Raw genomic sequence first — 22,853 nt, forward strand, 5'->3', positions numbered from 1 at the left:
CCTATGTGATCATCCGGTAACAGAGTCCCGAACGGGCTGACGGCGTACGGATACTGAGCGCATGCCACGCGTTCTGCTGATCGAAGACGACCCTGCCGTGCGGGAGGGCGTCGCCCTCGCCCTGCGCCGCCAGGGCCACGAGGTCGCCGCCGCCGAGACCGGCGAGGGCGGGCTGGAGCGGCTGCGGTCCTTCCGGCCGGACGTCGTCGTGCTGGACCTGATGCTGCCCGGCATGTCCGGCCTGGATGTGTGCCGGGGGATGCGCGCCCTCGACCAGACCCTGCCGATCATCATGGCGACCGCACGCGGCGACGACGAGGACATCGTCGTAGGGCTGGAAGCCGGAGCCGACGACTACGTGGTGAAACCCGTGCAGGCCAGGGTGCTGGAGGCACGCATCCGCGCCGTTCTGCGCCGGGCGGCCGGGGTGCCCGCCGAGGGCGGCATACCGAAGATCAACACCTATGGGGACCTGTCCATCGACCGGGCCGGCCTCTCGGTCACCCGGCAGGGCGCACCGGTCGCCCTCGCGCCCTCCGAACTGAGGCTGCTGCTCACCCTGTCCGCCTCTCCCGGCCAGGTGTTCAGCCGGCAGCAGCTCCTGGAAGCGGTCTGGGAGCACAGCTACCACGGGGACTCGCGCCTGGTGGACGCCTGCGTCAAACGGCTGCGCGCCAAGATGGGCGAACCACCGCGCGAGCCCCGCTACATCCAGACCGTGCGCGGTTTCGGTTACCGGTTCGCGGCCCGGTGAGGGGCCGACCGTGTCGTTCGGCGAAGGCCTCGGGACAGCCCCCGACGGCCTCGGCGACGCCCTCGGAGGGGGCCCCGAGCAAGCGCCCGGCTCGGGGTGGGGTGCGGGCCCGGATCAGGGCACCCCAACTGCGTGGGCTGCGGATGCGGTTGGTCGTGGCTTTCGCGCTGGTCGCCGCCCTCACCGCCGCCTCCACCGGCGCGCTGACCTTCCGTGAGGCGCGCACCGGCGTGCTCCAGCAGGGCCAGGACACCGTGATCAAACTTCTGCGCACCCAGGTCGACCAGCTCGCCCCCGACCTGGCCTACCCGCCGGACCAGGCCGAACTGCAGCGGTTCGCCTCCGGCGTGGCCCGCGGGGAACCCGCCGGGACCTGGCGCGTCCTCGTCGAGTACGGCGACCTCAGTGCCACCTCGGTGCCCGGCGACCGGTTCGAGGAGCGGACACCCGCCCTGCGCCGGGCTGTCGACTCCAGCACCGCCACCGTCTTCCAGCGCGTGACCCGTGGTGACCGCACCGTTCTGGTCGTCGGTATGTCCGTCGTCTTCGCCACGTCCGAGACGGGGGTGCGGAATCCCTCCGGCGTACGGGTGTTCCTGACGGTGCCGCAGACCACGGAGCGGGCGTACATCGACGCCCTGGTCACCGCCGTCGAACGGGCCACGATTCCCTCCCTGGCCCTCGCCGTGCTGCTCGCGCTGCTGGCCGCGCGCGGGGTGCTGCGGCCGGTGCGGGCCCTGCGCGGCGCCACCCGCAGCATCGCCGAAGGCCGGCTGGACACCCGGCTCGCCGTCCACGGTTCGGACGAACTCGCCGATCTGTCGCTCACGTTCAACGAGACGGCCGCCGCGCTGGAGGAGTCGGTGGCCGAACTGCGCGGCATGGAGGGCAGGGCCCGCCGTTTCGCCGCCGACGTCTCGCACGAGCTGCGCACCCCGCTGGCCGCGATGTCGGCGGTCACCGACGTTCTCGACGAGGACGCCGCCCGACTCGACCCGGACACCGCCACCGCCGTTCGGCTGATCAGCGAGGAGACGGTGAAGCTGACCCGGCTGGTGGACGACCTGATGGAGATCTCCCGCTTCGACGCGGGCGCGGCCGTGCTGCACCTGGACGAGATCGACCTCGCCGAGTCGCTGCGCCGCACCCTTGCCGCCCGCGCCTGGACCGACGTGGTCGGCACCGACCTGCCGCCCCCCGACACCCTGCGCGCGACCGTCGACCCGCGTCGGCTGGACGTCGTCGTGGCCAACCTGGTCGGCAACGCCCTGCGCCACGGCGGCCGACCCGTCCTGCTGCGGCTGTGGGAGAGAGGCGGCGCCGGACCCGTGCGACGGGCCATCATCGAGGTGCTGGACAGTGGACCCGGTATCCCCGCCGATGTGCTGCCGCACGTTTTTGAACGCTTCTACAAGTCGGACGCCGCCCGCACCCGTACCGAGGGCAGCGGTCTGGGCCTCGCGATCGCCGCCGAGAACGTCCGGTTGCACGGTGGCACGGTCCGCGCCGCGAACCGGCCCGAGGGCGGAGCCGTCTTCACCGTGGAACTGCCGCTGCGCGGGCCGTCCGAAGAGAGCTGGTCATGAAAAGCGCCCTGCTTCGCCGTGTGTCGCCGCTCCTTCTGCTGCCGGCCGTGCTCACCGCCTGCGGCATCCCCGCCACCGACGTGGTCGAGGCGGGCGGCCCGGCGAGCGGGATCGAGGCCAGGGTGCGGGTGTACTTCGTGGTGGACGACGGGCTGTTCGGCGTATATCGCGGTGTCGACGGCCGGGTGGACGTGCGGACCGCCATGGACGCGCTGCTCCAGGGACCGACCGACCGGGAGGGCGTGAAGGGCGTCACGACGGAGCTGCCCTCGTCGGTCACCCTGCTGCCGACGGCGGCCCCGGCCGCGGGCGGCGCGGTCCCGGTCCCGGTCCCGGTCCCGACGACGGTCGGCACGGAGGGCTTCGTGAGGGTGCGGACCAGCGACGACGCCGTCCAGCTCTCGGTGAGCGCGGAGTTGGACGGCAGGAAGCTCGCAGTGGCGCAGCTCATCTGTACGGCCCTGGAGGCGCAGCGGATCGCCTCCCCCGGGACGCCCCCGAAGCCGGTGTCCGTGACCCAGCCGGACGGCTTCCGTACGGAGGGGGCGGATGCGGACTGCCCAGCCGAGGGTTAATCGCATTGCACGAGACGTATCGTCTCGCGTAGGGTCGGTCTCATGACCAGTCGCCGTGCACACATCGCCATGTTCTCCATCGCCGCCCACGGCCATGTGAACCCGAGCCTCGAAGTGATCCGGGAGCTGGTGGCGCGGGGGCACCGGGTCACGTACGCCATTCCGCCCGCGTTCGCCGAGAAGGTCGCCGCAGTCGGAGCCGAGGTCAAGCCGTGGCACTCCACGCTGCCCGGTCCGGACGACGACCCGTCGGCCTGGGGCTCCGTCCTGCTGGACCACGTGGAGCTCTTCATGGAGGACGCGATCCAGGCGCTGCCGCAGATCGCCGACGCGTACGAGGGCGACGAGCCCGACCTCGTGCTGCACGACATCACCGCGTACCCGGCCCGGGTCCTCGCCCATCGCTGGGGCGTGCCCGCGATCTCCCTGTCGCCGAACCTCGTCGCCTGGGAGGGCTACGACAAGGAGGTCGCCGAGCCGCTGTGGGCCGAGCCGAAGAGCAGCGAACGCGGGAAGGCCTATCTCGCCCGTTTCCACGCCTGGCTGGAGGAGAACGGAATCACCCTCAACCACGATGACTTCCTCGGCCGCCCGGACCGCTCCCTCGTGCTGATCCCCCGGGCACTGCAGCCGAACGCCGACCGGGTCGACGAGAGCGTGTACAGCTTCGTCGGCGCCTGCCAGGGCGACCGGGCCGCCGAGGGGGAGTGGACCAGGCCCGCCGACGCCGAGAAGGTCGTCCTCGTGTCACTGGGATCGTCGTTCACCAAACAGCCCGACTTCTACCGCGAGTGCGTCGCGGCCTTCGGCGACCTGCCCGGCTGGCACCTCGTCCTCCAGATCGGCAGGCACGTCGACCCCGCCGAACTCGGGGACCTGCCGAGCAACGTCGAAGTGCGGTCCTGGGTGCCGCAGTTGGCGATCCTGAAGCAGGCCGACCTGTTCGTCACGCACGCCGGTGCGGGCGGCAGCCAGGAGGGCCTGGCCACGGCCACCCCGATGATCGCCGTACCGCAGGCCGTGGACCAGTTCGGCAACGCGGACATGCTCCAGTCGCTCGGCGTGGCCCGTCACCTCCCGGCGGACGAGGTCACCGCCGAGGCGCTCCGGACAGCCGCCCTCGCGCTGGTGGACGACCCGGAGGTCGCCCGCCGACTCGAGGACGTCCAGGCGGAGATGGCCGAGGAGGGCGGCACCCGCCGCGCGGCCGACCTCATCGAGGCCGAGCTGCCGTAACATCACGCACGGCAGAGGGCCCGTTGGCACCCCGGTGACCAGCGGGCCCTCAGTCATGGAGGGTTCACATCTCCAGGGAGATCAGACCCCCAGCCGCTCACCCTCGTCGTCGCGCACCGTCGGACGGACCACGGCCTCAGGCGCCTCGTCATGGGTCAGGTCGGGCAGCCGGTGCAGCCACTTCGGCAGGTACCAGTTGCGCTCGCCGAGCAGCGCCATCACGGCCGGCAGCAGCACGCCCCGGATGATCGTCGCGTCGATGAGCACCGCGGCGGCGAGGCCGACACCCATCTGCTTCATGGTCTGCATGGAGAGCGTCCCGAAGATCGCGAAGACGGCGACCATGATGACCGCGGCACTGGTCACGACACCGGCCGTGGTGACCACTCCGTGCTGGATGGCCTCGTTCGTCGTACGGCCCCGCATCCGGGCCTCACGGATCCGCGAGACCACGAACACGTGGTAGTCCATCGACAGGCCGAAAAGGATCACGAAGAGGAACAGCGGCAGCCAGGTCACGATCGCGCCGACACCCTCCGCGCCCACCAGCGAGGCGCCCCATCCGTGCTGGAAGACGATCACCAGGATGCCGTAGGCCGCGCCGACCGACAGCAGGTTGAGCAGGATCGAGGTGATCGCGATCGTGAGTGAGCGGAACGACAGCAGCATCAGCAGGAAGGCGAACACCACGACGAAGGCGAAGACCGGGGCGACCGAGCCGATCAGCTGGTCGTTGAAGTCCTTGTTGCCCGCGACCTCTCCGGTGATCGGCGCCTGCACCCCGTCGACCTTGCCCAGCGTCGCGGGCCGTACCTGGTCACGCAGCTTGACCAGACTCGCGCCCGCCTTGTCCTGGTCCGAGCCGCCGACCAGCGGGACGTACACGAAGGCGACGTTCTGCGCGTCGTGCAGCTTGATCTCGACCGGGCCGCGCGAGGCGCCCGAGCTGACCGCCTGCTCCTTGAACTGTGCCAACGCGTCGCGCACGTCGGTGGCGTTGATGTCGTCCGCCTTGACCACGACCGTGGCCGGCCCCGAGCCGCCGGGGAACGCCTCGTTGACCCGGTTGTACGTCTGCACGATGGGCAGCGAGTCGCCGAACTCCTGGTCCAGGGTGAGGTTCTGGGTCTTCATGCCGACCGCGGGCGCGGCGATGGCGAGCAGCGCGCCGGCCGCGACCAGGACGGAGACCCACGGCTTGGCGAGCACGACCTTCAGGACCGCCGACCAGAACCGGCTGCCGTTGCTTGCGTTCTTGCGCCGCTTCAGGAAGGGGATACGGCCCTTCTCCACCCGGTGGCCCAGCAGCGACAGCAGCGCCGGGAGAACGGTCACCGAGCCGACCATGGCGACCGCGACCACCATCAGGGAGGCCAGGCCCATCGCCTCGAAGGTGGCGAGCCCGGTGAACAGCATGCCCGCCATCGCCACGCACACCGTGACACCGGAGACGATCACGGCCCGGCCACTGGTCGCCGCGGCGATCCGCAGAGCGGTCTCCGGGTCCCTCCCGGCCTCCCGCTCCTCGCGCTCGCGGCGCAGGTAGAACAGGCAGTAGTCGACACCCACGGCGAGGCCGACCAGCAGCATCACGGAACTGGAGGTGTCGTCCATCGGCTGGAAGTGGCTGACGATCCCCATCAGACCCGTGGTCGCGATGATCGCGGTGAGCGCGAGCGCCACCGGCAGCAGCGCGGCGACCAGCGCGCCGAACGCGATCAGCAGGATGCCCAGCGCCACCGGCACCGCGGAGTACTCGGCCTGCTGGAAGTCGTCGCCGAACGCGTCGTCGAACGTCTTCATCATGCTGGCGCCGCCGATCTCCTCGATCCGCAGCGAGGAGTGCTCCTTCTGTACGCCCTCGACGGCCTTCAACACCGGCTCGACCCGTTCGCCGGCGGTGTCGGAGTCACCGCGCATGTCGAACTGCACGAGCGCGCTGCGGCCGTCCTGCGAAATCGTCTTCGTGGCGTACGGCGAGGTCACGTCGGTGACCCGGCCGGTCCCCTCGACGGCCTTCATCACAGCGTCGACGGCGGTCCGGAACTCGGCGTCCGTCGCCTTGACCGAGCCGTCCCGGGCCTGGACGAGAACGCTCTCCCCGGCCGGTTCCTCGATCCCGGCATCCTCGATGATCTTGGCCGCGGTGTGGGTCTCGCCACCGAGCTGATCGCTGTCCTTGACCTCGACGGTGCCCATCGCCGAACCGAGCCCCATCGCCAGGACCACGAACAGCACCCATATTCCGACGGCAGCCCATCGGTGCCGGGCACTCCAGCCGCCGGCCCGCGCGGCCAGGCCCCGCACCCGCGTATCTCCGTTCGCCATGACGGGCTTGCCCCCTCGTGAGCGGTGACAGCCCCCTGCCGTCACCTTTCAGTTCGAAGGTATGGGGCGGATAAACCCAACACCTCGTGCTGCTCGGTGAGCTCTCGCGGGCCGGAATCATCCTCCCGGTGACCGCCTCTCCCCACTGGGTAGGACGGCGGCCCCCTACATCTACCGGGGTGCCCGCCCGACGACACCACCGAGTTGCCCCGACAGGGGCCAGAGGCTGCCTAAGGTGTGCGGATGACGACGACGTATGCGGCGCTGCTGCGCGGGATCAACGTGGGCGGCAGCAGGAAGGTCCCGATGGCCGACCTCCGCGCCCTGCTGGAGAGCCTCGGCCACCACGACGTGAGCACGTATCTGCAGAGCGGGCAGGCCGTGTTCGCCAGTGACCACGGGGACGAGGAATCGCTGGCCGACGAGATCACGGCGGCGATCGAGAAGAGGTTCGGCTTCGCGGTCGACGTGATCGTGCGCGACCACGCCTACCTCAGCGCGGTCGCCGAGGCCTGCCCGTTCCCGGCCGCCGACCTGGAGGCCAGGCAACTGCACGTCACCTACTTCTCCGCCCCCGTCGACGAGGAACGGTTCGCCGAGATCGACCGAGCCGCCTACCTCCCGGAGGAGTTCCGGCTCGGCGACCGCGCCCTGTACCTCTACGCCCCGAACGGCCTCGGCCGCTCCAAGCTGGCCGAGCACCTCTCCAAGCCCCGGCTGAACAAGGGCGTGATCGCCACCAGCCGCAACTGGAACACCGTCCTCAAGCTCGTGCGGATGACCGGCTCGGCGTGACCCTCAGTCCGCCGTGACCAGTGCGTCCAGCCGGGTCAGATCGGACGCGGACAGCTCCACGGCACCGGCGCCCAGGTTCTCCTCCAGGTGCGTGAGGGAGCCGGTGCCCGGCGTCGGGCACAGCGCCGGGGAGCGGTGCAGCAGCCACGCCAGGGCGATCTGGCCGGGGCCGGCACCGTGCGCGGCGGCGATGTCGGCGCACACCGCATCCGAGGTCAGCGATCCGTTGCCCAGCGGGAACCACGGCAGGAACGCCACCCCGCGCGCCTCGCACACCCTCAGCAGCGGCTCCGAGGCACGGTCGAGCAGGTTGTAGCGGTTCTGGACGGACGCCACCGACGTCAACTCCAGGGCCGCTTCCAGCTGTTCGACGGTGACGGTGTCGAGGCCGATGTGCCGGATCTTGCCCTCGGCGCGCAACTCGTCGAGCACGCCCAGCTGTTCGGCCATCGGGACGTCCGGGTCCAGCCGGTGCACCTGGTACAGGTCGACGGTCTCCAGCCGCAGCCTGCGCAGACTCGCCTCGCACATCTGCCGCAGTCGCTCGGGCCGCCCGTCGATGTGCCAGGCCCGGTCGCTGGTGCGCACCACGCCGCCCTTGGTGGCGATCACCAGCCCCTCGGGGTACGGGTGCAGGGCTTCGGCCACGAGTTCCTCGGCGATCGACGGGCCGTAGTTGTCCGCCGTGTCGATCAGCGTCACCCCGCGCTCCACCGCCCGCCGCAACACCGCCACCGCGTCCGCCGGATCACCGCGCGGGCCCCAGTAGCCCGGGCCGGTGAGCTGTGCGGTGCCGTAGCCGAGCCGCCGTACGGGCAGATTCCCGCCCAGCGGGAAGGAGTCCTGGATCATTCGGCCGAGCCTATTCCAGGAGCGCTCCGGCCGGACAGGGAGCGGGCAGTCCCGTCGGAGGGTTCCGCCCCACGTCGGACGGCGTCACGCCCCCACGGCCGCGAGCACCGGCACCCGGGCCGCGTCGTACCGCTCCAGCAGCACCCGCGCCACCTCGGGCGACGGGCCGAGCACCTCCGCCAGGACGTCCGCCCCGGCCGCGCCCCGGGCGATCCGGTCGGGCAGGAAACCGGGCGCCAGGACGTACGGCGCGACGGCGACCCGCTCGCAGCCGAGGGCCCGCAGTTCCCGTACCGCGTCCTCGGTACGGGGCAGAGCAGCGGAGGCGAACGCAGGTCGCACGGCGCACCAACCGGTGTGCCGCCACTCCCGCGCGATTTCAGCGATCACTGCGATCGCCTCCGGGTCGGTGGACCCCGCCGAGGCCAGTACGACCCCGGTCGAGGACTTGTCGGCGGGCGTCAACCCCGCCTCGTGCAACCGCCGTTCCAAGGCGGTGAGCAGCAGCGGCGACGGGCCGAGCACCTCGGCCTGCCGGATCCGCAGCCGCGGCGGCGCGTCCCGCAGGACCGCCGGGATGTCCGCCTTCGCGTGGAACGCGCGGGTCAGCAGGAGCGGCAGCGCCACGACCTCTCCCACGTCCTGCGCCGCCAGCGACTCCAACACCCCTTGCACGGACGGGACGTTGAAGTCCAGGAAACCGGTCTCCACCCGCAGGCCGGGGCGCAGCGAGCGCACCCGCCGGACGAGGGCGTGCACCGTCGCGGCGTGCCGCGGGTCGCGGCTGCCGTGGGCGATGACCAGGAGGACGGGTTTCTTGTGCATGAGGCTCAGCTCTTCACCAGCAGACCGCGGCTGCGCAGCACCCACCGCTCCAGCGGGCTGAAGATCAGCAGGTCGATGGCGATGCCGACGAACAGGATGAGCAGGATCGCCAGGAAGACCGTGGCCATGCTGCTGTTCGTACGGCCCACTTCCAGCAGCTGACCCAGGCCCGTGCCGAGGTCCGGCGCCTGCGCGATGATCTCGGCGGCCATCAGCGAGCGCCAGGAGAACGCCCACCCCTGCTTCAGACCCGCCACGTAACCGGGCAACGCCGCGGGCAGGACGACGTGCCAGATGCCGCGCACACCGGTCGCCCCCAGGGTCCGTCCCGCGCGCAGGAACAGCGGCGGCACCTGGTCGACGCCGGACACCAGACCGTTGGCGATCGAGGGGACCGCGCCGAGCAGGATCACCGCGTACATCATCTCGGGCTTCAGACCCAGCCAGATCACGGAGGCCGGTACCCAGGCCACCGACGGCAGCGACTGAAGACCGGACAGGATCGGCCCGATCGCCGCGCGCACGAACTTCACCCGCGCCACGAGCAGGCCCAGCGGCGTGCCGATGACGAGGGCGAGCGCGAAGCCGAACAGACCGCGCGAGACGCTCGTCCAGATGTAGCCGAGCAGCGTGCCCTTGAGCCACGCGTCCTCGGCCTCGGCCCACACGGCGCCGGGGGAGGGCAGCTTCGAGGGGTCGTCGACGATCTTCAGGGAGATCAGCCCCTGCCAGACCACCAGGACCACGATGATCGCGGTGATCGGCGGCAGGATCTTCTCGCGGAAGGTCTGGCGAAACGGCGGCCGTCCGCCGGCCGAGCTCTCCAGCGCGTCGAGGCCCGCCTCGATGCCGGCCAGCGCGGAGCCGTTCCTGGCGCTCCCGTCGGTCGTCTTCGTGTCAGTGCTGGCCATGGCGGCGGATCTCCCCACGCAGTACTTCGGTGATCTCGACGGACAGTTCCGCCACGGGCGCGTCCTCGATACGGCGCGGCTGCGGGATGTCGACCGTCCACTCGCGCGCGATGCGGCCCGGCCGGGACGACAACAGCACCACACGCTGCGCGAGCCGCACCGCCTCACGCACGTTGTGCGTCACGAAGAGGACGGACACACCGGTCTCCGCCCAGATCCGCGTCAGCTCGTCGTGCAGCACATCCCGGGTGATGGCGTCCAGGGCCGCGAACGGCTCGTCCATCAGCAGCAGGTTGCTCTCCTGGGCGAGCGCCCGGGCCAGCGCCACACGCTGGCGCATACCGCCCGACAGCTCGTGCACCCGCTTGCCGTACGCGCCCTTCAGCCGGACGAGTTCGAGCAACTCCTCGGTCCTGGGCCGGCGTTCGTTCTTCGGAACTCCCCGCAACCTGAGGGCGAGTTCGATGTTCTTGCCCGCGGTCAGCCACGGGAAGAGGGCGTGCTCCTGGAACATCAGGGCCGGGCGGCCCTCCGTCGTGATGGACCCGACGGTGGGCTTGTCCAGCCCCGCCACCAGGTTCAGCAGTGTGGACTTGCCGCAGCCCGAGGCCCCCAGGAGGGTGACGAACTCGCCCGGTGCGACATCGATGCTGATGTCGTCCAGCACGAGCTGTTGCCCGGCGGGGCCCGCGAAGGACTTCGAGACGTGCTCGATGCGCGCCGCGTGCTCCACCGTCTCGGCGGCCTTGGCGAAGGTCGTGGCCATGGTCGTCACCTCCTGGGAACTCATCGGGACCTGCGGTCAGTTCGTGCCGAGGCCGGCGGCGTCGACCGGGCTTTCGCCCTCGGCCTTGAGGACCTTGTTGAGGGGCGTGAGGTCGTAGATGCCCTTCAGGTCGGGCTTCTCCAGCAGACCGGCCTTGACGGCGTGTTCCGCCTCGGTGCTGAGGGTGGAGGCCAGCGGGTCGTTGGTGAACTGGATCGACTTCCAGGCCGGGTCCAGGACGTTGGCCGGCAGCGCCTTGCCGGAGTCCGCCTCCAGCTGCTTGTTCGCAGCGGCCTTGGCCGCGTCCGGGTTGGCGTTGATCCACTTGTTCGTGTCGACGGAGGCCTTCAGCACCGCCTCGACGGCCTTCGGGTGCTCCTTGAGGAAGTCCTGCCGCACGATGATGTTCGTGATCACGAACTTCTTGTCCGGCCACAGCGACGACTCGTCCAGCAGCACCTTGGCGCCCTCGGCGACCAGCTTGGACGCGGTCGGCTCGGGCACCCACGCGCCGTCGATGGACCCGGACTTGTAGGCGTCCGGGGTGACCTTGTTGTCCGTGCGGACGACCGAGACGTCACCCTTGCCGCTCTCGGCGTCGACCTTCCAGCCCTGGTCGGCGATCCAGTTGAGGAACGCCACGTCCTGCGTGTTGCCCAGCTGCGGAGTCGCGATCGTCTTGCCCTTGACGTCCTTGAGGGACTTGATCTTCTTCGGGTTGACCACGAGCTTCACACCGCCCGACGCCGAACCGCCGATGATGCGCAGGTTCTTGCCGTTCGACTTGGTGTAGCCGTTGATCGCCGGGGACGGGCCGATCCAGCCGATGTCGATCGACTTGGAGTTGAGGGCCTCGATCTCGGAGGGGCCCGCGTTGAAGATCTGGTACTGGGCCTTGGTGGCGCCGAGGGACTTCTGGAAGTACCCCTTCTGCACACCCACCAGGGCGGTGCCGTGGGTCAGGTTGCCGAAGTACCCGATCTTGACGGAGTCGAGACCGTCGATCTTCTTGGCGCCGGCGGCGACCTTGGCGGTCTGGTCGTCCTTTGCCTCGGAACCGTAGCTGCAGGCGGCGAGGGTGAGCAGGGGCAGGGCGGTCATCGCGGCTATGCCGCGACGCAGGAGGGTGGAGCGGTTGGCAGGCACGGGAGGTGTTCCCCTCGTTGGCCCGGCGGTCACGGTCTTTCAGGTCGTGGCCGGGAGGTCGGCAGGTTTTCGTCTACAGCGGTGGGGGGTGCGGGCGCGCAGGCAGTGCGCGTACGTCAACGCACACATCGCGCCACCCCGCCCTGCCCGCTGCCGAGGTGACCGCTGCCGACGCGGCCGCCCTCCTTCGCGAACGAGGAGTAGAAGTCCTTGGAGATCATGATCAGAAGTCCCACCCGTCGTCCTCGGCCGCGTCCTTGACGGGCTCCGGGGACGCGAACGACTCGCCGACCATGCCCGCGGTGAGCGTGGTGCCGTCGTTCGGGTCGATCAGGATGAACGAGCCGGTGCGCCGCGAGTCCGCGTAGGAGTCGACCGGCAGCGGCTCGGCGGTGCGGATCTTCACCCGGCCGATGTCGTTGGCGACGAGGTGCCCCGGGTGCGGGTGCAGGGACAGGTCGTCGAGCGTGAGCCGGGACGGGATGTCCTTGACGATCGCCTTCACCGTGCGGGTGCCGTGCTTGAGCAGCACGCGGTGACCGACGGTCAGGTGGGCGTCGGCGACATGGCAGACGGTCGCCTCGATGTCCTGGGTGGTCGGCGGCGCGTCCTTGCTGGGCACGATCAGGTCGCCGCGCGAGATGTCGATGTCGTCCTCCAGCAGGAGGGTCACCGACTGCGTGGTCCAGGCGACGTCGACCGGCGTACCCAGCAGGTCGATGCCGGAGATCTTCGTCGAGCTGCCGGACGGCAGCACCGTGACCTGCTCGCCGACGCGGAAGGAACCGGCGGCGATCTGGCCCGCGTACCCGCGGTAGTCGGGGAGTTCGGCGGTCTGCGGACGGATCACGTACTGCACGGGCAGTCGGGCGTGGCAGTGGCTGAGGTCGTGGGCGACCGGCACCGACTCCAGGTGCTCCAGGAACGTCGGCCCGCCGTACCAGTCCATGTTCGCCGACGCTTCCACCACGTTGTCACCGGCGAGCGCCGAGATCGGGATGGCGGTGACCTCGGGGACGCCCAGCTCGGTCGCGTACTTCGTGAACTCCTCGGCGATGCCCGCGAACACGGTCTCCTGGTAGTCGACCAGGTCCATCTTGTTGACGGCGAGGACCACGTGGGGGACGCGCAGCAGGGCGGCGATCGCCGCGTGCCGGCGGGTTTGTTCCACGACGCCGTTGCGGGCGTCGACGAGGATCACCGTCAGTTCGGCGGTGGAGGCGCCGGTGACCATGTTGCGGGTGTACTGCACATGGCCCGGGGTGTCGGCGAGGATGAACCGGCGGCGAGGCGTCGCGAAGTAGCGGTAGGCCACGTCGATGGTGATGCCCTGCTCCCGCTCGGCCCGCAGGCCGTCGGTCAGCAGCGCGAGGTCCGGGGCTTCCTGGCCACGGCTCGCGGAGGCGCGCTCGACGGCCTCCAGCTGATCGGTGAGGATCGACTTGGAGTCGTGCAGGAGGCGGCCGACGAGGGTGGACTTGCCGTCGTCGACGGAGCCCGCGGTGGCGAACCGCAGCAGGGTGGTTTCCGAGAGTTCCTCGGTCGTGAGCGTGCTCATGATTAGAAGTACCCCTCGCGCTTGCGGTCTTCCATCGCGGCCTCGGACATCTTGTCGTCGGCGCGGGTGGCGCCGCGTTCGGTGAGCCGGGATGCGGCGATCTCGGTGATCACGGCCTCCAGCGTGGTGGCGTCGGAGTCGACGGCGCCGGTGCAGGACATGTCGCCGACCGTGCGGTAGCGCACCTGCCGCTTCTCCACGGTCTCGGTGTCCTTCGGGCCGCCCCACTCGCCGGCCGTCAGCCACATGCCGGCCCGCCGGAACACCTCGCGCTCGTGGGCGAAGTAGATCCCCGGCAGCTCGATGCCCTCGCGGGCGATGTACTGCCACACGTCGAGTTCGGTCCAGTTGGAGAGCGGGAAGACGCGGACGTGCTCGCCGGGAGCGTGCCGTCCGTTGTACAGGTTCCACAGTTCGGGGCGCTGGCGGCGCGGGTCCCACTGCGAGAACTCGTCCCGCAGCGAGAACACCCGCTCCTTGGCGCGGGCCTTCTCCTCGTCCCGGCGACCGCCGCCGAAGACCGCGTCGAACCTCTCGGCCTGGATCTTCTCCGTCAGCGGAAGCGTCTGCAGCGGGTTACGGGTGCCGTCCGGGCGCTCCTTGAGGACACCCCGGTCGATGTAGTCCTGCACGGACGCGACATGCAGCCGCAGGCCGTGCTTGTCGACCGTGCGGTCCCGGTACTCCAGCACCTCGGGGAAGTTGTGCCCGGTGTCCACGTGCAGCAGCGAGAAGGGGATCGCCGCGGGAGCGAACGCCTTCAGCGCCAGATGCAGCATGACGATGGAGTCCTTGCCGCCGGAGAACAGGATCACCGGCCGCTCGAACTCGCCCGCCACCTCGCGGAAGATGTGCACCGCCTCGGACTCCAACGCGTCCAGGTGCGAGAGGTCGTACGGGGTGTCCGTACCCTCCTCGACCTCGGCTGCGGTCGTCGTCATGCCAGTCCCCTCTCGGTGAGCAGCGCGTGCAGCGCGGCCGCGGACTCCTGGACGGTCTGGTGCTGCGACTCGATGCGCAGATCGGGCGAGACGGGCTCCTCGTACGGGTCGTCGACCCCGGTGAGCCCGGTCAGCTCGCCCGCCGCCTGCTTGGCGTACAGACCCTTGACGTCCCGTTCGCTGCACACGTCGACCGGGGTCGCCACATGCACCTCGACGTACGCCGCCCCGCCGTCCTGGTGGCGCTTGCGCACCGCCTCGCGGCTGTCGGCGTACGGCGCGATCACCGGGACCAGCACCTTGACACCGTTACGGGCCAGCAGCTCGGCGACGAAGCCGATGCGCTGCACGTTGGTGTGTCGGTCCTCGCGGGAGAAGCCGAGGCCCGCGGAGATGAACTCGCGGATCTCGTCGCCGTCGAGCACCTCGACGAGGTGGCCCGAGGCGCGGAGCCGGCCTGCCAGCTCGTACGCGATGGTGGTCTTGCCGGCACTCGGCAGACCCGTGAGCCAGACGGTGGCTCCGGTCGTCACTTGGTTCTCCTGATTCGTCGACAGCACAGTGGTCGTCATCCGTGCAGCCCGCACTCGGTCTTGTTGCGGCCCGCCCAGCGGCCGGCTCGGGCGTCCTCGCCCTCCAGGACGCGGCGGGTGCAGGGCGCGCAGCCGACGGAGGAGTAACCGTCCATCAGCAGCGGGTTGGTGAGGACACCGTGCTCGGTGACGTACGCGTCCACGTCGTCCTGGGTCCAGCGGGCGATCGGGGAGATCTTGACCTTCCGGCGCTTCTCGTCCCAGCCGACGACCGGGGTGTTCGCCCGGGTCGGGGACTCGTCGCGGCGCAGCCCGGTCGCCCAGGCCGAGTACTCCTTGAGGCCTTCCTCCAGCGGCTGGACCTTGCGCATCTTGCAGCACAGGTCGGGGTCGCGGTCGTGCAGCTTCGGCCCGAACTCGGCGTCCTGCTCGGCGACCGTCCGCGTCGGCATCAGCGTGATGACGTTGACGTCCATCACGGCCTCCACCGCGTCCCGGGTGCCGATGGTCTCCTCGAAGTGGTAGCCGGTGTCGAGGAAGACGACGTCGACGCCCTTCCTCACCCGGGACGCGAGATGGGCGACCACCGCGTCCTCCATCGAGGAGGTCACGCAGAAGCGTGTCCCGAAGGTGTCGACCGCCCACTGGAGGATCTCCAGCGCGTCGGCGTTCTCCAGGTCGCGGCCCGCCTGCTCGGCGAGCGCCTTCAACTCCTCGGTCGTACGGGCTTCCTGAGCCGTCGTCATATCTGGTCCCGTCCGTTGTCGGCCCGCTGAACACCCCGGGCCAGCAGCCCGAGGAACTTCAGCTGGAATGCGCGGTTGCATGCCGCGCATTCCCAGGCACCGTGACTCTCCTCGTTCGGACGCAGGTCCTCGTCGCCGCAGTAGGGGCAGTAGAAGGGGGCGGCCCGCTCGCTCATGAGAGGGCCTCCTCGGTCGCGCGCGTGGCCCAGGTGGCGAAGCGCTCACCCTCCTCGCGCTGCTCCTGGAAGCGCTTGAGGACGCGCTCGATGTAGTCGGGCAGTTCGTCGGAGGTGACCTTCAGGCCGCGCACCTTGCGGCCGAAACCGGCCTCCAGGCCCAGCGCGCCGCCCAGGTGCACCTGGTAGCCCTCGACCTGGTTGCCGTCCCCGTCGAGGACCAGCTGCCCCTTGAGACCGATGTCCGCCACCTGGATACGGGCGCAGGCGTTCGGGCAGCCGTTGATGTTGATGGTGATCGGCTCGTCGAAGTCCGGGATACGGCGTTCCAGGTCGTCGATCAGCGCGGAGCCGCGCTGCTTGGTCTCGACGATGGCGAGCTTGCAGTACTCGATGCCGGTGCAGGCCATGGTGCCGCGCCGGAACGGGGAGGGCTTGGCGGTCAGGTCGAGGGCCTCGAGGGCCTCGACCAGCGACTCGACCTTCGCCTCCTCGACATCGAGGACGATCATCTTCTGCTCGACGGTGGTACGGACCCGGCCCGAGCCGTGGGCCTCGGCGAGCTCAGCGATCTTCGTGAGTGTCGCGCCGTCCACCCGGCCCACCCGCGGGGCGAAGCCGACGTAGAAACGGCCGTCCCGCTGCCGGTGCACGCCGACGTGGTCGCGCCAGCGTTCCACGGGCGTGGCGGGCGCGGGGCCGTCGACGAGCGGGCGCTTGAGGTACTCGTCCTGGAGGACCTGGCGGAACTTCTCCGGGCCCCAGTCGGCGACCAGGAACTTCAGCCGGGCGCGGGTGCGCAGGCGCCGGTAGCCGTAGTCGCGGAAGATGCCGACCACGCCCGCCCACACCTCGGGGACCTCGTCCAGCGGAACCCAGGCGCCGAGCCGGACGCCGATCTTCGGGTTGGTGGACAGGCCGCCGCCGACCCACAGGTCGAAGCCGGGGCCGTGCTCGGGGTGCTCGACTCCGACGAACGCCACGTCGTTGATCTCGTGGGCGACGTCCAGGAGCGGGGAACCGGAGATCGCGGTCTTGAACTTGCGGGGCAGGTTGGAGAATTCCTTGCTGCCGATGAACCGGTCGTGGATCTCCTCGATGGCCCGGGTGCCGTCGATGATCTCGTCCTCGGCGATACCGGCGACGGGCGAGCCGATGATCACGCGGGGTGTGTCGCCGCAGGCCTCGGTGGTGGACAGGCCGACCGCCTCCAGGCGGTTCCAGATCTCGGGCACGTCCTCGATCCGGATCCAGTGCAGCTGGATGTTCTGCCGGTCGGTGATGTCGGCGGTGCCGCGCGCGAACTCCTGCGAGATCTCGCCGATGACCTGAAGCTGGCGCGTGGTCAGCCGGCCGCCGTCGATGCGGACCCGCAGCATGAAGTACTTGTCGTCCAGCTCCTCCGGCTCCAGGATCGCGGTCTTGCCGCCGTCGATCCCGGGCTTGCGCTGGGTGTACAGACCCCACCAGCGCATCCGGCCGCGCAGGTCGTTGGGGTCGATCGAGTCGAACCCGCGCTTGGAGTAGATCGTCTCAATGCGTGTCCGCACATTGAGACCGTCGTCGTCCTTCTTGAACTGCTCGTTGCCGTTGAGCGGGGTGAAGTGCCCCGCGGCCCACTGACCCTCACCGCGGTGACGGCTCACCTTGCGGCGGACGGGCGCGGCGGCAGGCTTCTGTGGGGTGGCGGCCATGGTTGATACGTCCTTCGGGACAGGCGGATAAGCTGCTCTGACCTGCGCGTGCGCGCGCACGGGTGGATGTGCGCGGCGCTGCGCGGAATGAGACAGAAGGGGAATGTCGGACTTGCCGGGGCTGTCAGATCGATGGACAGATGGCGCTGGACATGCGGCCGAGGTCGACGTGTCGCCGACTCACCAAGGCAATTCCAGTTCCAGACATGACGGAAGCGTGTCATGGCGATCTGGACACAGTCCAGCTTTGTCCGCGATGCGGACATCCTTGTCCCGAATGGCGAGACGAAGGTGTTGTCGGTCACATGCTGCCGACGCGGTCTTGTCCGCGCAGGTCAGGCAGGGTAAGCGCCGGGCCAGGGGCCGGGTGCGGTCACCTGCGGTTCCTCCTCGACCTTGGTGTCGAAGAGCGTGAAGCCCCGCCGCAGATAATTGTCCATCGCGTGCTCGCCGTCCAGGCTGCAGGTGTGCAGCCACACCCGCTTGGTCGGCGGCACTCCGGGCTGGCGGTCCGCGAGGTCCCAGGCGCGGGCGGCCCCGTACGACAGCAGGTGCCCGCCGATCCGCCGCCCGCGGAAGGCCGGAAGCAGGCCGAAGTACGCGATCTCCACGACACCGTCGTCCTGCGCGTTCAGCTCCACGTACCCGGCGGGCGTTCCCCGGTCGTAGGCCACCCAGGTCTCCACTCCCGACCGGTTCAGGTGCTCCTGCCACCGGGCGTACGTCCAGCCCAGCCGGTCGATCCAGCGGATGTCGCCGCCGACGGACGCGTACAGGAAGCGGCTGAACTCGGGCGAGGGGACCTCGGAGCGCACGATCCGCACGTCCCCCTCCGGCGCGGCGGCCGGCAGGAGGTCGGTCGGGGACGTCTGCTCCAGGGACCAGGTGGTCACGGGGATGTTGGTCATGGCGGTCAGAAAATCATGAGCCCGATCGGTCTGTCGATCGATCGCCGTCCGGCGGCCTCGCTACGTGAGGGCCCGGTCGATCGAGGCGAGCGGCAGCGCGAAGAGCATTCGCTCCGACTGCGTCCAGACCTCGCCGCTCTCCTCCCAGTAGGAGAGGGACGGGGTGTCGGGGATCCAGCAGTTGCGCCGCTCCTCGGGTCCGCACCGGGTGGCCCGCGCGCCGTCCCGGGTCTGCCGCCACAGCGTGCCGTGCCCGTCGCCCGAGCCGACGCGGGCCACGTACCAGTTGTCGTGGTACGACAGGACGCCTCCGATGTCGGAGCCGTCGGTCCGGTACGCCTCGGTCGGTTCGGCGCGGCCTGTGGTGTCGGTGGCCAGCAGTCCGGCGCGGGCGGTCAGGGCCGGGGCCGTGGAGAAGGAGTAGCGCCACAGGCGGGTGGGCCCGTCCTCGTCGTCGGCGGGCTGTGAGCTCGCGACCAGGCTGTCGGGTGTCGTGGTGCGGTCCAGGGAGATGCTCTCGGGGCGGGTGGCGCCGTCCGCCCCGGTCAGCCGGTACGACCCGACGGCGGGCAGCACGTACCGGTAGCCGTGCGCCGACCAGCCGCCGGGCACCCGGCCCACCGCGTCCGCGTCCACCGTGGTGCGCTGGACCCGGTTCATGTCGTACACGTACAGGGCGTCGCGCCCCTTGTCGTCGGCGGTGACCAGCAGCTTGTCCTCGTACCAGACCATGCCGGACAGCCGTGAGGCGAGCGCCCGGTAGTCGCGGCCGCCGTCGACCGGGACGACCAGCAGCACTGAGGTGTAGCGGAGGTGTCCCAGGTCGTTGGCGTCGACGAAGGCGACCCGGGCGAGACCGCGGCCGGGCGTGCCGGTGGTCTGGGCCCAGCCGGAGAGGATGACCCGGTTCTGGCCCCAGACGCCGTCGTCGTCGGCGTCCCCGGAGGTGGTGACCGCGCCGGCCCGCCAGGAGCGGGTGTCGGCGGCGTTCCAGCAGTAGGCGCGGGTGGCGGCGGGCTCGACGGGCAGCGCCCCGCGTTCCTCGCCCGCGCAGGAGTCCGGGGCGCGCAGGCTCTTGTCGGCGTGGTGGAGGACGGCGTCGACGCCCACCGGCCGGCCCATCGCCGAGGCGAGCCGGTCCAGGGAGGCCTGCGGTACCTGCTGCGCCTCGAGCCCCAGCGCGGCGGTGTCGGTGGCCGAGGAAAGGGGCTTCAGGGCCCCGGGGTTGCCGTCCACCGTGGCCTGCGAAACGCTGATCATGGTGGCCGCGCCGGTCAGCGCGAGGGCGGTCCCGGCGAGGAAGGCACGTAGCGCCCTGCCCCGCTTGCGCCGACGGTGTCTGCCGCGCTGTTTCATGCATCCTCCCGAGGCGGGCAACTGCGCCTGGTGATCCGTACGTTGACCGAGGAGCAGGTGGGGTGGCCCGTAGAGGGATGCTACGGCAGTCGGGGCCGGTGCGGGACGAAGACCCCGCAAATATGCGGAAGATGCACTCCTGGGGCGCGGAGGTGCCCGCCGCGGCTCGGCGCCGACCGGTATGTGACCGACCGTCCCATGGTGCCGTCCGGGCAGGACGGAAGGGCACAGTCCGCACACAGACACCACCAACTTGCAACCCCCCGAAACCCTGGCGGGGCGGCCGCGCCGTGTCCGAAACTTGAGGGACGCCCGAGCGGCGTCATCGGCCTGGAAAGGGCCCACGGCGGGGGTGGTGCCGTGTCGGCGCGGCATCACCCCCGCGTCCCGCATCGTTGGATCAGGCCGCCCGGCGCTGCCGACGGCTCACAACTGCGGCCGTGCCCGTTCCACCACCGACGCCAGGTCCAGGGTGCTCGGCAGGGTGCCGAAGGCCGCGCCGCCGTCGCCGCCCAGGCGGGACGCGCAGAACGCGTCGGCGACCTCCGGGGGCGCGTACCGCACGAGCAGCGAGCCCTGGAGCACCAGCGCGAGCCGTTCGGCCAGCCGCCGTGCCCGTCCCTCGACGCCGTCCAGATCGCCGAGTTCGGTCAGCAGGTCCTTGACCGCCGTGTCCAGACGGTGATCGGCGCCGCGGGTCCCGCCGACCTCCACGAGGTAGGCGTTCAGGGCCTGCGGCTCCCGCTGCAACGCCCGCACCACGTCCAGCGCCTGGACGTTCCCGGCCCCCTCCCAGATCGAGTTGAGCGGTGACTCGCGCACCAGCCGGGGCAGGCCCGACTCCTCGACGTACCCGTTGCCGCCCAGGCACTCGGCGGCCTCCACCGCCACCGGCGGGCACCGCTTGGTCACCCAGTACTTGGCGGCCGGCACGGCGATCCGGAGCAGCGCCCGCTCCTGCTCGCCCCCGTCGTCGTAGGCCGCCGCGAGCCGCAGCGCGAGGGTGGTGGCCGCCTCGGACTCCAGGGCGAGGTCGGCCAGCACGTTGCGCATCAGGGGCTGGTCGGCGAGCGTGTCGCCGAACGCCTCGCGGTACGTGCAGTGGTGGACGGCCTGCGCCACGGCCTGCCGCATCAGGCCCGCCGAGCCCAGCACACAGTCGAGGCGGGTCGCCGCCACCATCTCGATGATGGTGCGCACCCCCCGCCCCTCCTCGCCGACCCGGCGCGCCCAGGTCCCGTCGAACTCGACCTCGGCGGAGGCGTTCGACCGGTTGCCCAGCTTGTCCTTGAGGCGCTGGATCATGAAGACGTTGCGGTCGCCGTCCGCGAGTACGCGCGGCACCAGGAAGCAGGTGAGCCCCTCCGGTGCCTGCGCCAGCACCAGGAAGCCGTCCGACATCGGCGCCGAGCAGAACCACTTGTGCCCGGTCAGCTCGTACGTCCCGTCCTCAGCGAGGGGGGTGGCGGCCGTCGTGTTCGCGCGTACGTCGCTGCCGCCCTGCTTCTCCGTCATGCCCATGCCGAACAGCGCCCCGGCCTTGGTCGGGGCCGGCCGCAGCCCGCGGTCGTAGACCATGGACGTCAGCCGCGGCTCCCACTGAGCGGCGAGCGCGGGGTCGGTGCGCAGGGCGGGCACCGCGGCGTGGGTCATGGACAGCGGACAGAGGTTGCCGGCGTCGACCTGGGTCCACACCAGGAACGCGGCGGCCCGCCGGACATGCCCGCCGGGCCGGGTCCAGGCCGCGGTCAGGCCCGCCGAGACGCCCTTGCCGAGCAGTCGGTGCCAGGCCGGATGGAAGTCGACCTCGTCGAGGCGGTGGCCGTAGCGGTCGTGGGTGCGCAGGCGCGGCGGGTTCTCGTTGGCCTGCGCCCCCCACTCCTGCACCTGCGCCGAACCGGCGGCCTGGCCGAGCGCGGCCAGCTCGCCGCGCACCTCGTCGAGCAGACCGGGGTCGGTGTGTCGCTCCACCGCCTCGGTCAGGGCGCGGTCGGCGGTGAAGACGTCGTACCCGATCAGCGGCGGAGGCTGATTGGTCACGGTGTGGGTGCTGCCTGCCATGTCAGGAACCTACCCGTCGTGCCGGAGGTCACCACCATGACATGGCCCGGAGCCGCGCGGGCGGGTGAGCGGGCGGTGCGGTCCGTCGGCCGCCGCGCCCGCCTGACCCGGCCCGGCCTCTTGGCGAGCCCCTCAGGCAAGCCCTGCCAAGGCGGCCGGCACCTCCGCCTCCGTGACGTCCGTGGGCCAGCCCTCGCGGTAGACGGTGTCGAGGTAGCGCTCGCCGAGGTCCGGTGCGATGGCCACGGCGGTGAGATCGCGACCGCTGTGCCGGGCGAGCCACTGGCCGGCCCCGCTGACCACGGTCCCGGTGGAGCCGCCGAAGAGGAAGCCCCGCTGGGCCAGCAGACGGCACACCCGTACGGTGTCCGTCTCCTCGACGTGGACCACGTCGTCGACGTACGACTCGTCGAGCAGTGGCGGCGGCACGCTGGTGCCCAGCCCGGGGATCATCCGTGGGCCCGGGGCGGCGCCGAAGGTCACCGAGCCGACGCTGTCGACGGCGACCACCCGCACCCGGCGCCGCCACTGCCAGAACCAGCGGGCGCAGCCCATCAGGGTCCCGGTGGTGCCGGCCCCGACGAACAGGACGTCCAGGTCCGGGAAGCTGCGCGCGATGGCGGGCGCGGTGGTGCGGAAGTGCGCCCGCCAGTTGCCCTGGTTGGTGTACTGGTTGAGCCACACGTATCTCTCGTCGGCGGCGCACAGTGCCCGCACGTACGCGATCCGGGCGCCCAGGAACCCCCCGTGCAGGTCCGGCTCGTCGATCATGTGGACGTGGCTGCCGAGCGCCTCCATCAGGCGGACGCTCGCCCGGTTGCAGCGCGCGTCGGTCACGCACAGGAACCGGTGGCCCCGGCTCGCCGCGATCATGCCGAGCGCCACGCCCAGGTTCCCCGACGACGACTCGACCAGGACCGAACCGGGTCGCAGCCGGCCCTCGCGTTCGGCCGCGTCGACCATCTCGGCGGCGGCCTTCAGCTTGACCGACCCGGCGAAGTTGAACCCCTCGCACTTCAGATACAGCGGAAGTCCCAACGCGGCCCTCAGGTCGACGTAGAGATCCTCCTCGTTGAACTGCGCCGGATCAGAAATGACGGGCATGC

21 protein-coding genes and 1 pseudogene are annotated in these 22,853 nt (G+C 70.8%); 5 read left to right on the forward strand and 17 right to left on the reverse strand.

Translation table 11 applies throughout. The annotated features are described in order from the left end of the window. The first annotated feature begins 61 nt into the window (after nucleotides 1-61). The 4 genes and pseudogenes from ABZ027_RS01845 (at nucleotide 62) to mgt (ending at nucleotide 4,151) form a co-directional block, all read left to right on the forward strand. Entirely contained in the window at nucleotides 62-754 is a 693-nt protein-coding gene (locus tag ABZ027_RS01845) for a response regulator transcription factor (RefSeq protein WP_356763279.1), read from the forward strand. A gap of 143 nt (nucleotides 755-897) precedes the next feature. Further along, nucleotides 898-2,340 carry a HAMP domain-containing sensor histidine kinase gene (locus tag ABZ027_RS01850; RefSeq protein ID WP_356763451.1) on the forward strand — a complete coding sequence of 481 codons (1,443 nt, stop codon included), beginning with the start codon at nucleotides 898-900 and terminating at the stop codon, nucleotides 2,338-2,340. Further along, nucleotides 2,337-2,915, forward strand: a complete 579-nt coding sequence (locus ABZ027_RS01855; RefSeq protein ID WP_356763459.1) for a hypothetical protein — start codon at nucleotides 2,337-2,339, stop codon at nucleotides 2,913-2,915. Before ABZ027_RS01850 ends, ABZ027_RS01855 begins: the two co-directional genes overlap by 4 nt. After that, nucleotides 2,915-4,151, forward strand: a pseudogene (gene mgt, locus ABZ027_RS01860) (macrolide-inactivating glycosyltransferase). The gene ABZ027_RS01855 and the pseudogene mgt overlap by 1 nt, the downstream one beginning before the upstream one ends. An 81-nt stretch (nucleotides 4,152-4,232) precedes the next feature. On the opposite strand, the gene ABZ027_RS01865 reads toward mgt, so the two are convergent. Continuing rightward, the gene (locus tag ABZ027_RS01865; protein ID WP_356763281.1) at nucleotides 4,233-6,479 is read right to left on the reverse strand and encodes an MMPL family transporter; all 2,247 of its coding nucleotides are present in this window, start codon (nucleotides 6,477-6,479) and stop codon (nucleotides 4,233-4,235) included. A gap of 243 nt (nucleotides 6,480-6,722) precedes the next feature. On the opposite strand from ABZ027_RS01865, the gene ABZ027_RS01870 reads away from it, so the two are divergent. Beyond that, nucleotides 6,723-7,274, forward strand: coding sequence for a DUF1697 domain-containing protein (locus tag ABZ027_RS01870; protein WP_356763283.1), 552 nt, complete (start codon nucleotides 6,723-6,725; stop codon nucleotides 7,272-7,274). Between the two features lie 3 nt (nucleotides 7,275-7,277). Here the strand turns inward: ABZ027_RS01870 and ABZ027_RS01875 are convergent, their stop codons facing one another. The 16 genes from ABZ027_RS01875 to sbnA form a co-directional block, all read right to left on the reverse strand. Beyond that, a complete protein-coding gene (locus ABZ027_RS01875) occupies nucleotides 7,278-8,126 on the reverse strand; it encodes an aldo/keto reductase (protein ID WP_356763286.1) in 849 nt (282 codons plus the stop codon). A gap of 84 nt (nucleotides 8,127-8,210) precedes the next feature. Then, nucleotides 8,211-8,951, reverse strand: coding sequence for a sirohydrochlorin chelatase (locus tag ABZ027_RS01880; RefSeq protein WP_356763288.1), 741 nt, complete (start codon nucleotides 8,949-8,951; stop codon nucleotides 8,211-8,213). Nucleotides 8,952-8,956: 5 nt separating this feature from the next. After that, nucleotides 8,957-9,862 (reverse strand): ABC transporter permease, encoded by a 906-nt coding sequence (locus ABZ027_RS01885; protein ID WP_356763290.1) that lies wholly within the window; start codon nucleotides 9,860-9,862, stop codon nucleotides 8,957-8,959. After that, nucleotides 9,849-10,652: an ABC transporter ATP-binding protein gene (locus ABZ027_RS01890; protein WP_356763292.1), complete on the reverse strand. Its 804-nt coding sequence runs from the start codon at nucleotides 10,650-10,652 to the stop codon at nucleotides 9,849-9,851. Before ABZ027_RS01890 ends, ABZ027_RS01885 begins: the two co-directional genes overlap by 14 nt. Before the next feature lie 12 nt (nucleotides 10,653-10,664). Further along, nucleotides 10,665-11,774 (reverse strand): ABC transporter substrate-binding protein, encoded by a 1,110-nt coding sequence (locus ABZ027_RS01895; RefSeq protein WP_356763294.1) that lies wholly within the window; start codon nucleotides 11,772-11,774, stop codon nucleotides 10,665-10,667. 223 nt (nucleotides 11,775-11,997) lie between these two features. Next, nucleotides 11,998-13,332, reverse strand: a complete 1,335-nt coding sequence (locus tag ABZ027_RS01900) for a GTP-binding protein (protein WP_356763296.1) — start codon at nucleotides 13,330-13,332, stop codon at nucleotides 11,998-12,000. 2 nt (nucleotides 13,333-13,334) lie between these two features. Then, nucleotides 13,335-14,273, reverse strand: coding sequence for a sulfate adenylyltransferase subunit CysD (gene cysD / locus ABZ027_RS01905; RefSeq protein WP_356763298.1), 939 nt, complete (start codon nucleotides 14,271-14,273; stop codon nucleotides 13,335-13,337). Beyond that, complete coding sequence (cysC, locus tag ABZ027_RS01910) at nucleotides 14,270-14,845, reverse strand: adenylyl-sulfate kinase (protein ID WP_356763300.1); 576 nt, start codon at nucleotides 14,843-14,845, stop codon at nucleotides 14,270-14,272. Before cysC ends, cysD begins: the two co-directional genes overlap by 4 nt. Beyond that, a complete protein-coding gene (locus ABZ027_RS01915; protein ID WP_356763302.1) occupies nucleotides 14,842-15,552 on the reverse strand; it encodes a phosphoadenylyl-sulfate reductase in 711 nt (236 codons plus the stop codon). The genes cysC and ABZ027_RS01915 overlap by 4 nt, the downstream gene beginning before the upstream one ends. Further along, the gene (locus ABZ027_RS01920) at nucleotides 15,549-15,728 is read right to left on the reverse strand and encodes a hypothetical protein (protein WP_356763304.1); all 180 of its coding nucleotides are present in this window, start codon (nucleotides 15,726-15,728) and stop codon (nucleotides 15,549-15,551) included. The genes ABZ027_RS01915 and ABZ027_RS01920 overlap by 4 nt, the downstream gene beginning before the upstream one ends. After that, a complete protein-coding gene (locus tag ABZ027_RS01925) occupies nucleotides 15,725-17,422 on the reverse strand; it encodes a nitrite/sulfite reductase (RefSeq protein ID WP_356763306.1) in 1,698 nt (565 codons plus the stop codon). Before ABZ027_RS01925 ends, ABZ027_RS01920 begins: the two co-directional genes overlap by 4 nt. Nucleotides 17,423-17,546: 124 nt before the next feature. Next, the gene (locus ABZ027_RS01930) at nucleotides 17,547-17,630 is read right to left on the reverse strand and encodes a putative leader peptide (RefSeq protein WP_356763453.1); all 84 of its coding nucleotides are present in this window, start codon (nucleotides 17,628-17,630) and stop codon (nucleotides 17,547-17,549) included. Between the two features lie 127 nt (nucleotides 17,631-17,757). Continuing rightward, nucleotides 17,758-18,330 carry a GNAT family N-acetyltransferase gene (locus tag ABZ027_RS01935; RefSeq protein WP_356763308.1) on the reverse strand — a complete coding sequence of 191 codons (573 nt, stop codon included), beginning with the start codon at nucleotides 18,328-18,330 and terminating at the stop codon, nucleotides 17,758-17,760. A 60-nt stretch (nucleotides 18,331-18,390) separates the two neighbouring features. Then, nucleotides 18,391-19,686, reverse strand: coding sequence for a hypothetical protein (locus ABZ027_RS01940; protein ID WP_356763310.1), 1,296 nt, complete (start codon nucleotides 19,684-19,686; stop codon nucleotides 18,391-18,393). A 426-nt stretch (nucleotides 19,687-20,112) separates the two neighbouring features. Beyond that, a complete protein-coding gene (locus ABZ027_RS01945; protein WP_356763312.1) occupies nucleotides 20,113-21,747 on the reverse strand; it encodes an acyl-CoA dehydrogenase family protein in 1,635 nt (544 codons plus the stop codon). Nucleotides 21,748-21,879: 132 nt separating this feature from the next. After that, nucleotides 21,880-22,851 (reverse strand): 2,3-diaminopropionate biosynthesis protein SbnA, encoded by a 972-nt coding sequence (sbnA, locus tag ABZ027_RS01950; protein ID WP_356763313.1) that lies wholly within the window; start codon nucleotides 22,849-22,851, stop codon nucleotides 21,880-21,882. Nucleotides 22,852-22,853 lie beyond the last annotated feature (2 nt).

Source organism: Streptomyces sp. NPDC006332 (assembly GCF_040612855.1).
Lineage (GTDB): Bacteria > Actinomycetota > Actinomycetes > Streptomycetales > Streptomycetaceae > Streptomyces.

Coding starts and splice junctions, on each gene's coding strand:
- ABZ027_RS01885 (WP_356763290.1), bottom strand. CDS start 9,862: ATGGCCAGCACTGACACGAAGACGACCGACGGGAGCGCCAGGAACGGC.
- ABZ027_RS01880 (WP_356763288.1), bottom strand. CDS start 8,951: ATGCACAAGAAACCCGTCCTCCTGGTCATCGCCCACGGCAGCCGCGAC.
- cysD (WP_356763298.1), bottom strand. CDS start 14,273: ATGACGACGACCGCAGCCGAGGTCGAGGAGGGTACGGACACCCCGTAC.
- ABZ027_RS01920 (WP_356763304.1), bottom strand. CDS start 15,728: ATGAGCGAGCGGGCCGCCCCCTTCTACTGCCCCTACTGCGGCGACGAG.
- ABZ027_RS01925 (WP_356763306.1), bottom strand. CDS start 17,422: ATGGCCGCCACCCCACAGAAGCCTGCCGCCGCGCCCGTCCGCCGCAAG.
- ABZ027_RS01875 (WP_356763286.1), bottom strand. CDS start 8,126: ATGATCCAGGACTCCTTCCCGCTGGGCGGGAATCTGCCCGTACGGCGG.
- ABZ027_RS01855 (WP_356763459.1), top strand. CDS start 2,337: ATGAAAAGCGCCCTGCTTCGCCGTGTGTCGCCGCTCCTTCTGCTGCCG.
- ABZ027_RS01870 (WP_356763283.1), top strand. CDS start 6,723: ATGACGACGACGTATGCGGCGCTGCTGCGCGGGATCAACGTGGGCGGC.
- ABZ027_RS01865 (WP_356763281.1), bottom strand. CDS start 6,479: ATGGCGAACGGAGATACGCGGGTGCGGGGCCTGGCCGCGCGGGCCGGC.
- ABZ027_RS01915 (WP_356763302.1), bottom strand. CDS start 15,552: ATGACGACGGCTCAGGAAGCCCGTACGACCGAGGAGTTGAAGGCGCTC.
- ABZ027_RS01935 (WP_356763308.1), bottom strand. CDS start 18,330: ATGACCAACATCCCCGTGACCACCTGGTCCCTGGAGCAGACGTCCCCG.
- ABZ027_RS01945 (WP_356763312.1), bottom strand. CDS start 21,747: ATGGCAGGCAGCACCCACACCGTGACCAATCAGCCTCCGCCGCTGATC.
- ABZ027_RS01850 (WP_356763451.1), top strand. CDS start 898: ATGCGGTTGGTCGTGGCTTTCGCGCTGGTCGCCGCCCTCACCGCCGCC.
- cysC (WP_356763300.1), bottom strand. CDS start 14,845: ATGACGACCACTGTGCTGTCGACGAATCAGGAGAACCAAGTGACGACC.
- ABZ027_RS01900 (WP_356763296.1), bottom strand. CDS start 13,332: ATGAGCACGCTCACGACCGAGGAACTCTCGGAAACCACCCTGCTGCGG.
- ABZ027_RS01940 (WP_356763310.1), bottom strand. CDS start 19,686: ATGAAACAGCGCGGCAGACACCGTCGGCGCAAGCGGGGCAGGGCGCTA.
- ABZ027_RS01890 (WP_356763292.1), bottom strand. CDS start 10,652: ATGAGTTCCCAGGAGGTGACGACCATGGCCACGACCTTCGCCAAGGCC.
- sbnA (WP_356763313.1), bottom strand. CDS start 22,851: ATGCCCGTCATTTCTGATCCGGCGCAGTTCAACGAGGAGGATCTCTAC.
- ABZ027_RS01930 (WP_356763453.1), bottom strand. CDS start 17,630: ATGTCTGGAACTGGAATTGCCTTGGTGAGTCGGCGACACGTCGACCTC.
- ABZ027_RS01845 (WP_356763279.1), top strand. CDS start 62: ATGCCACGCGTTCTGCTGATCGAAGACGACCCTGCCGTGCGGGAGGGC.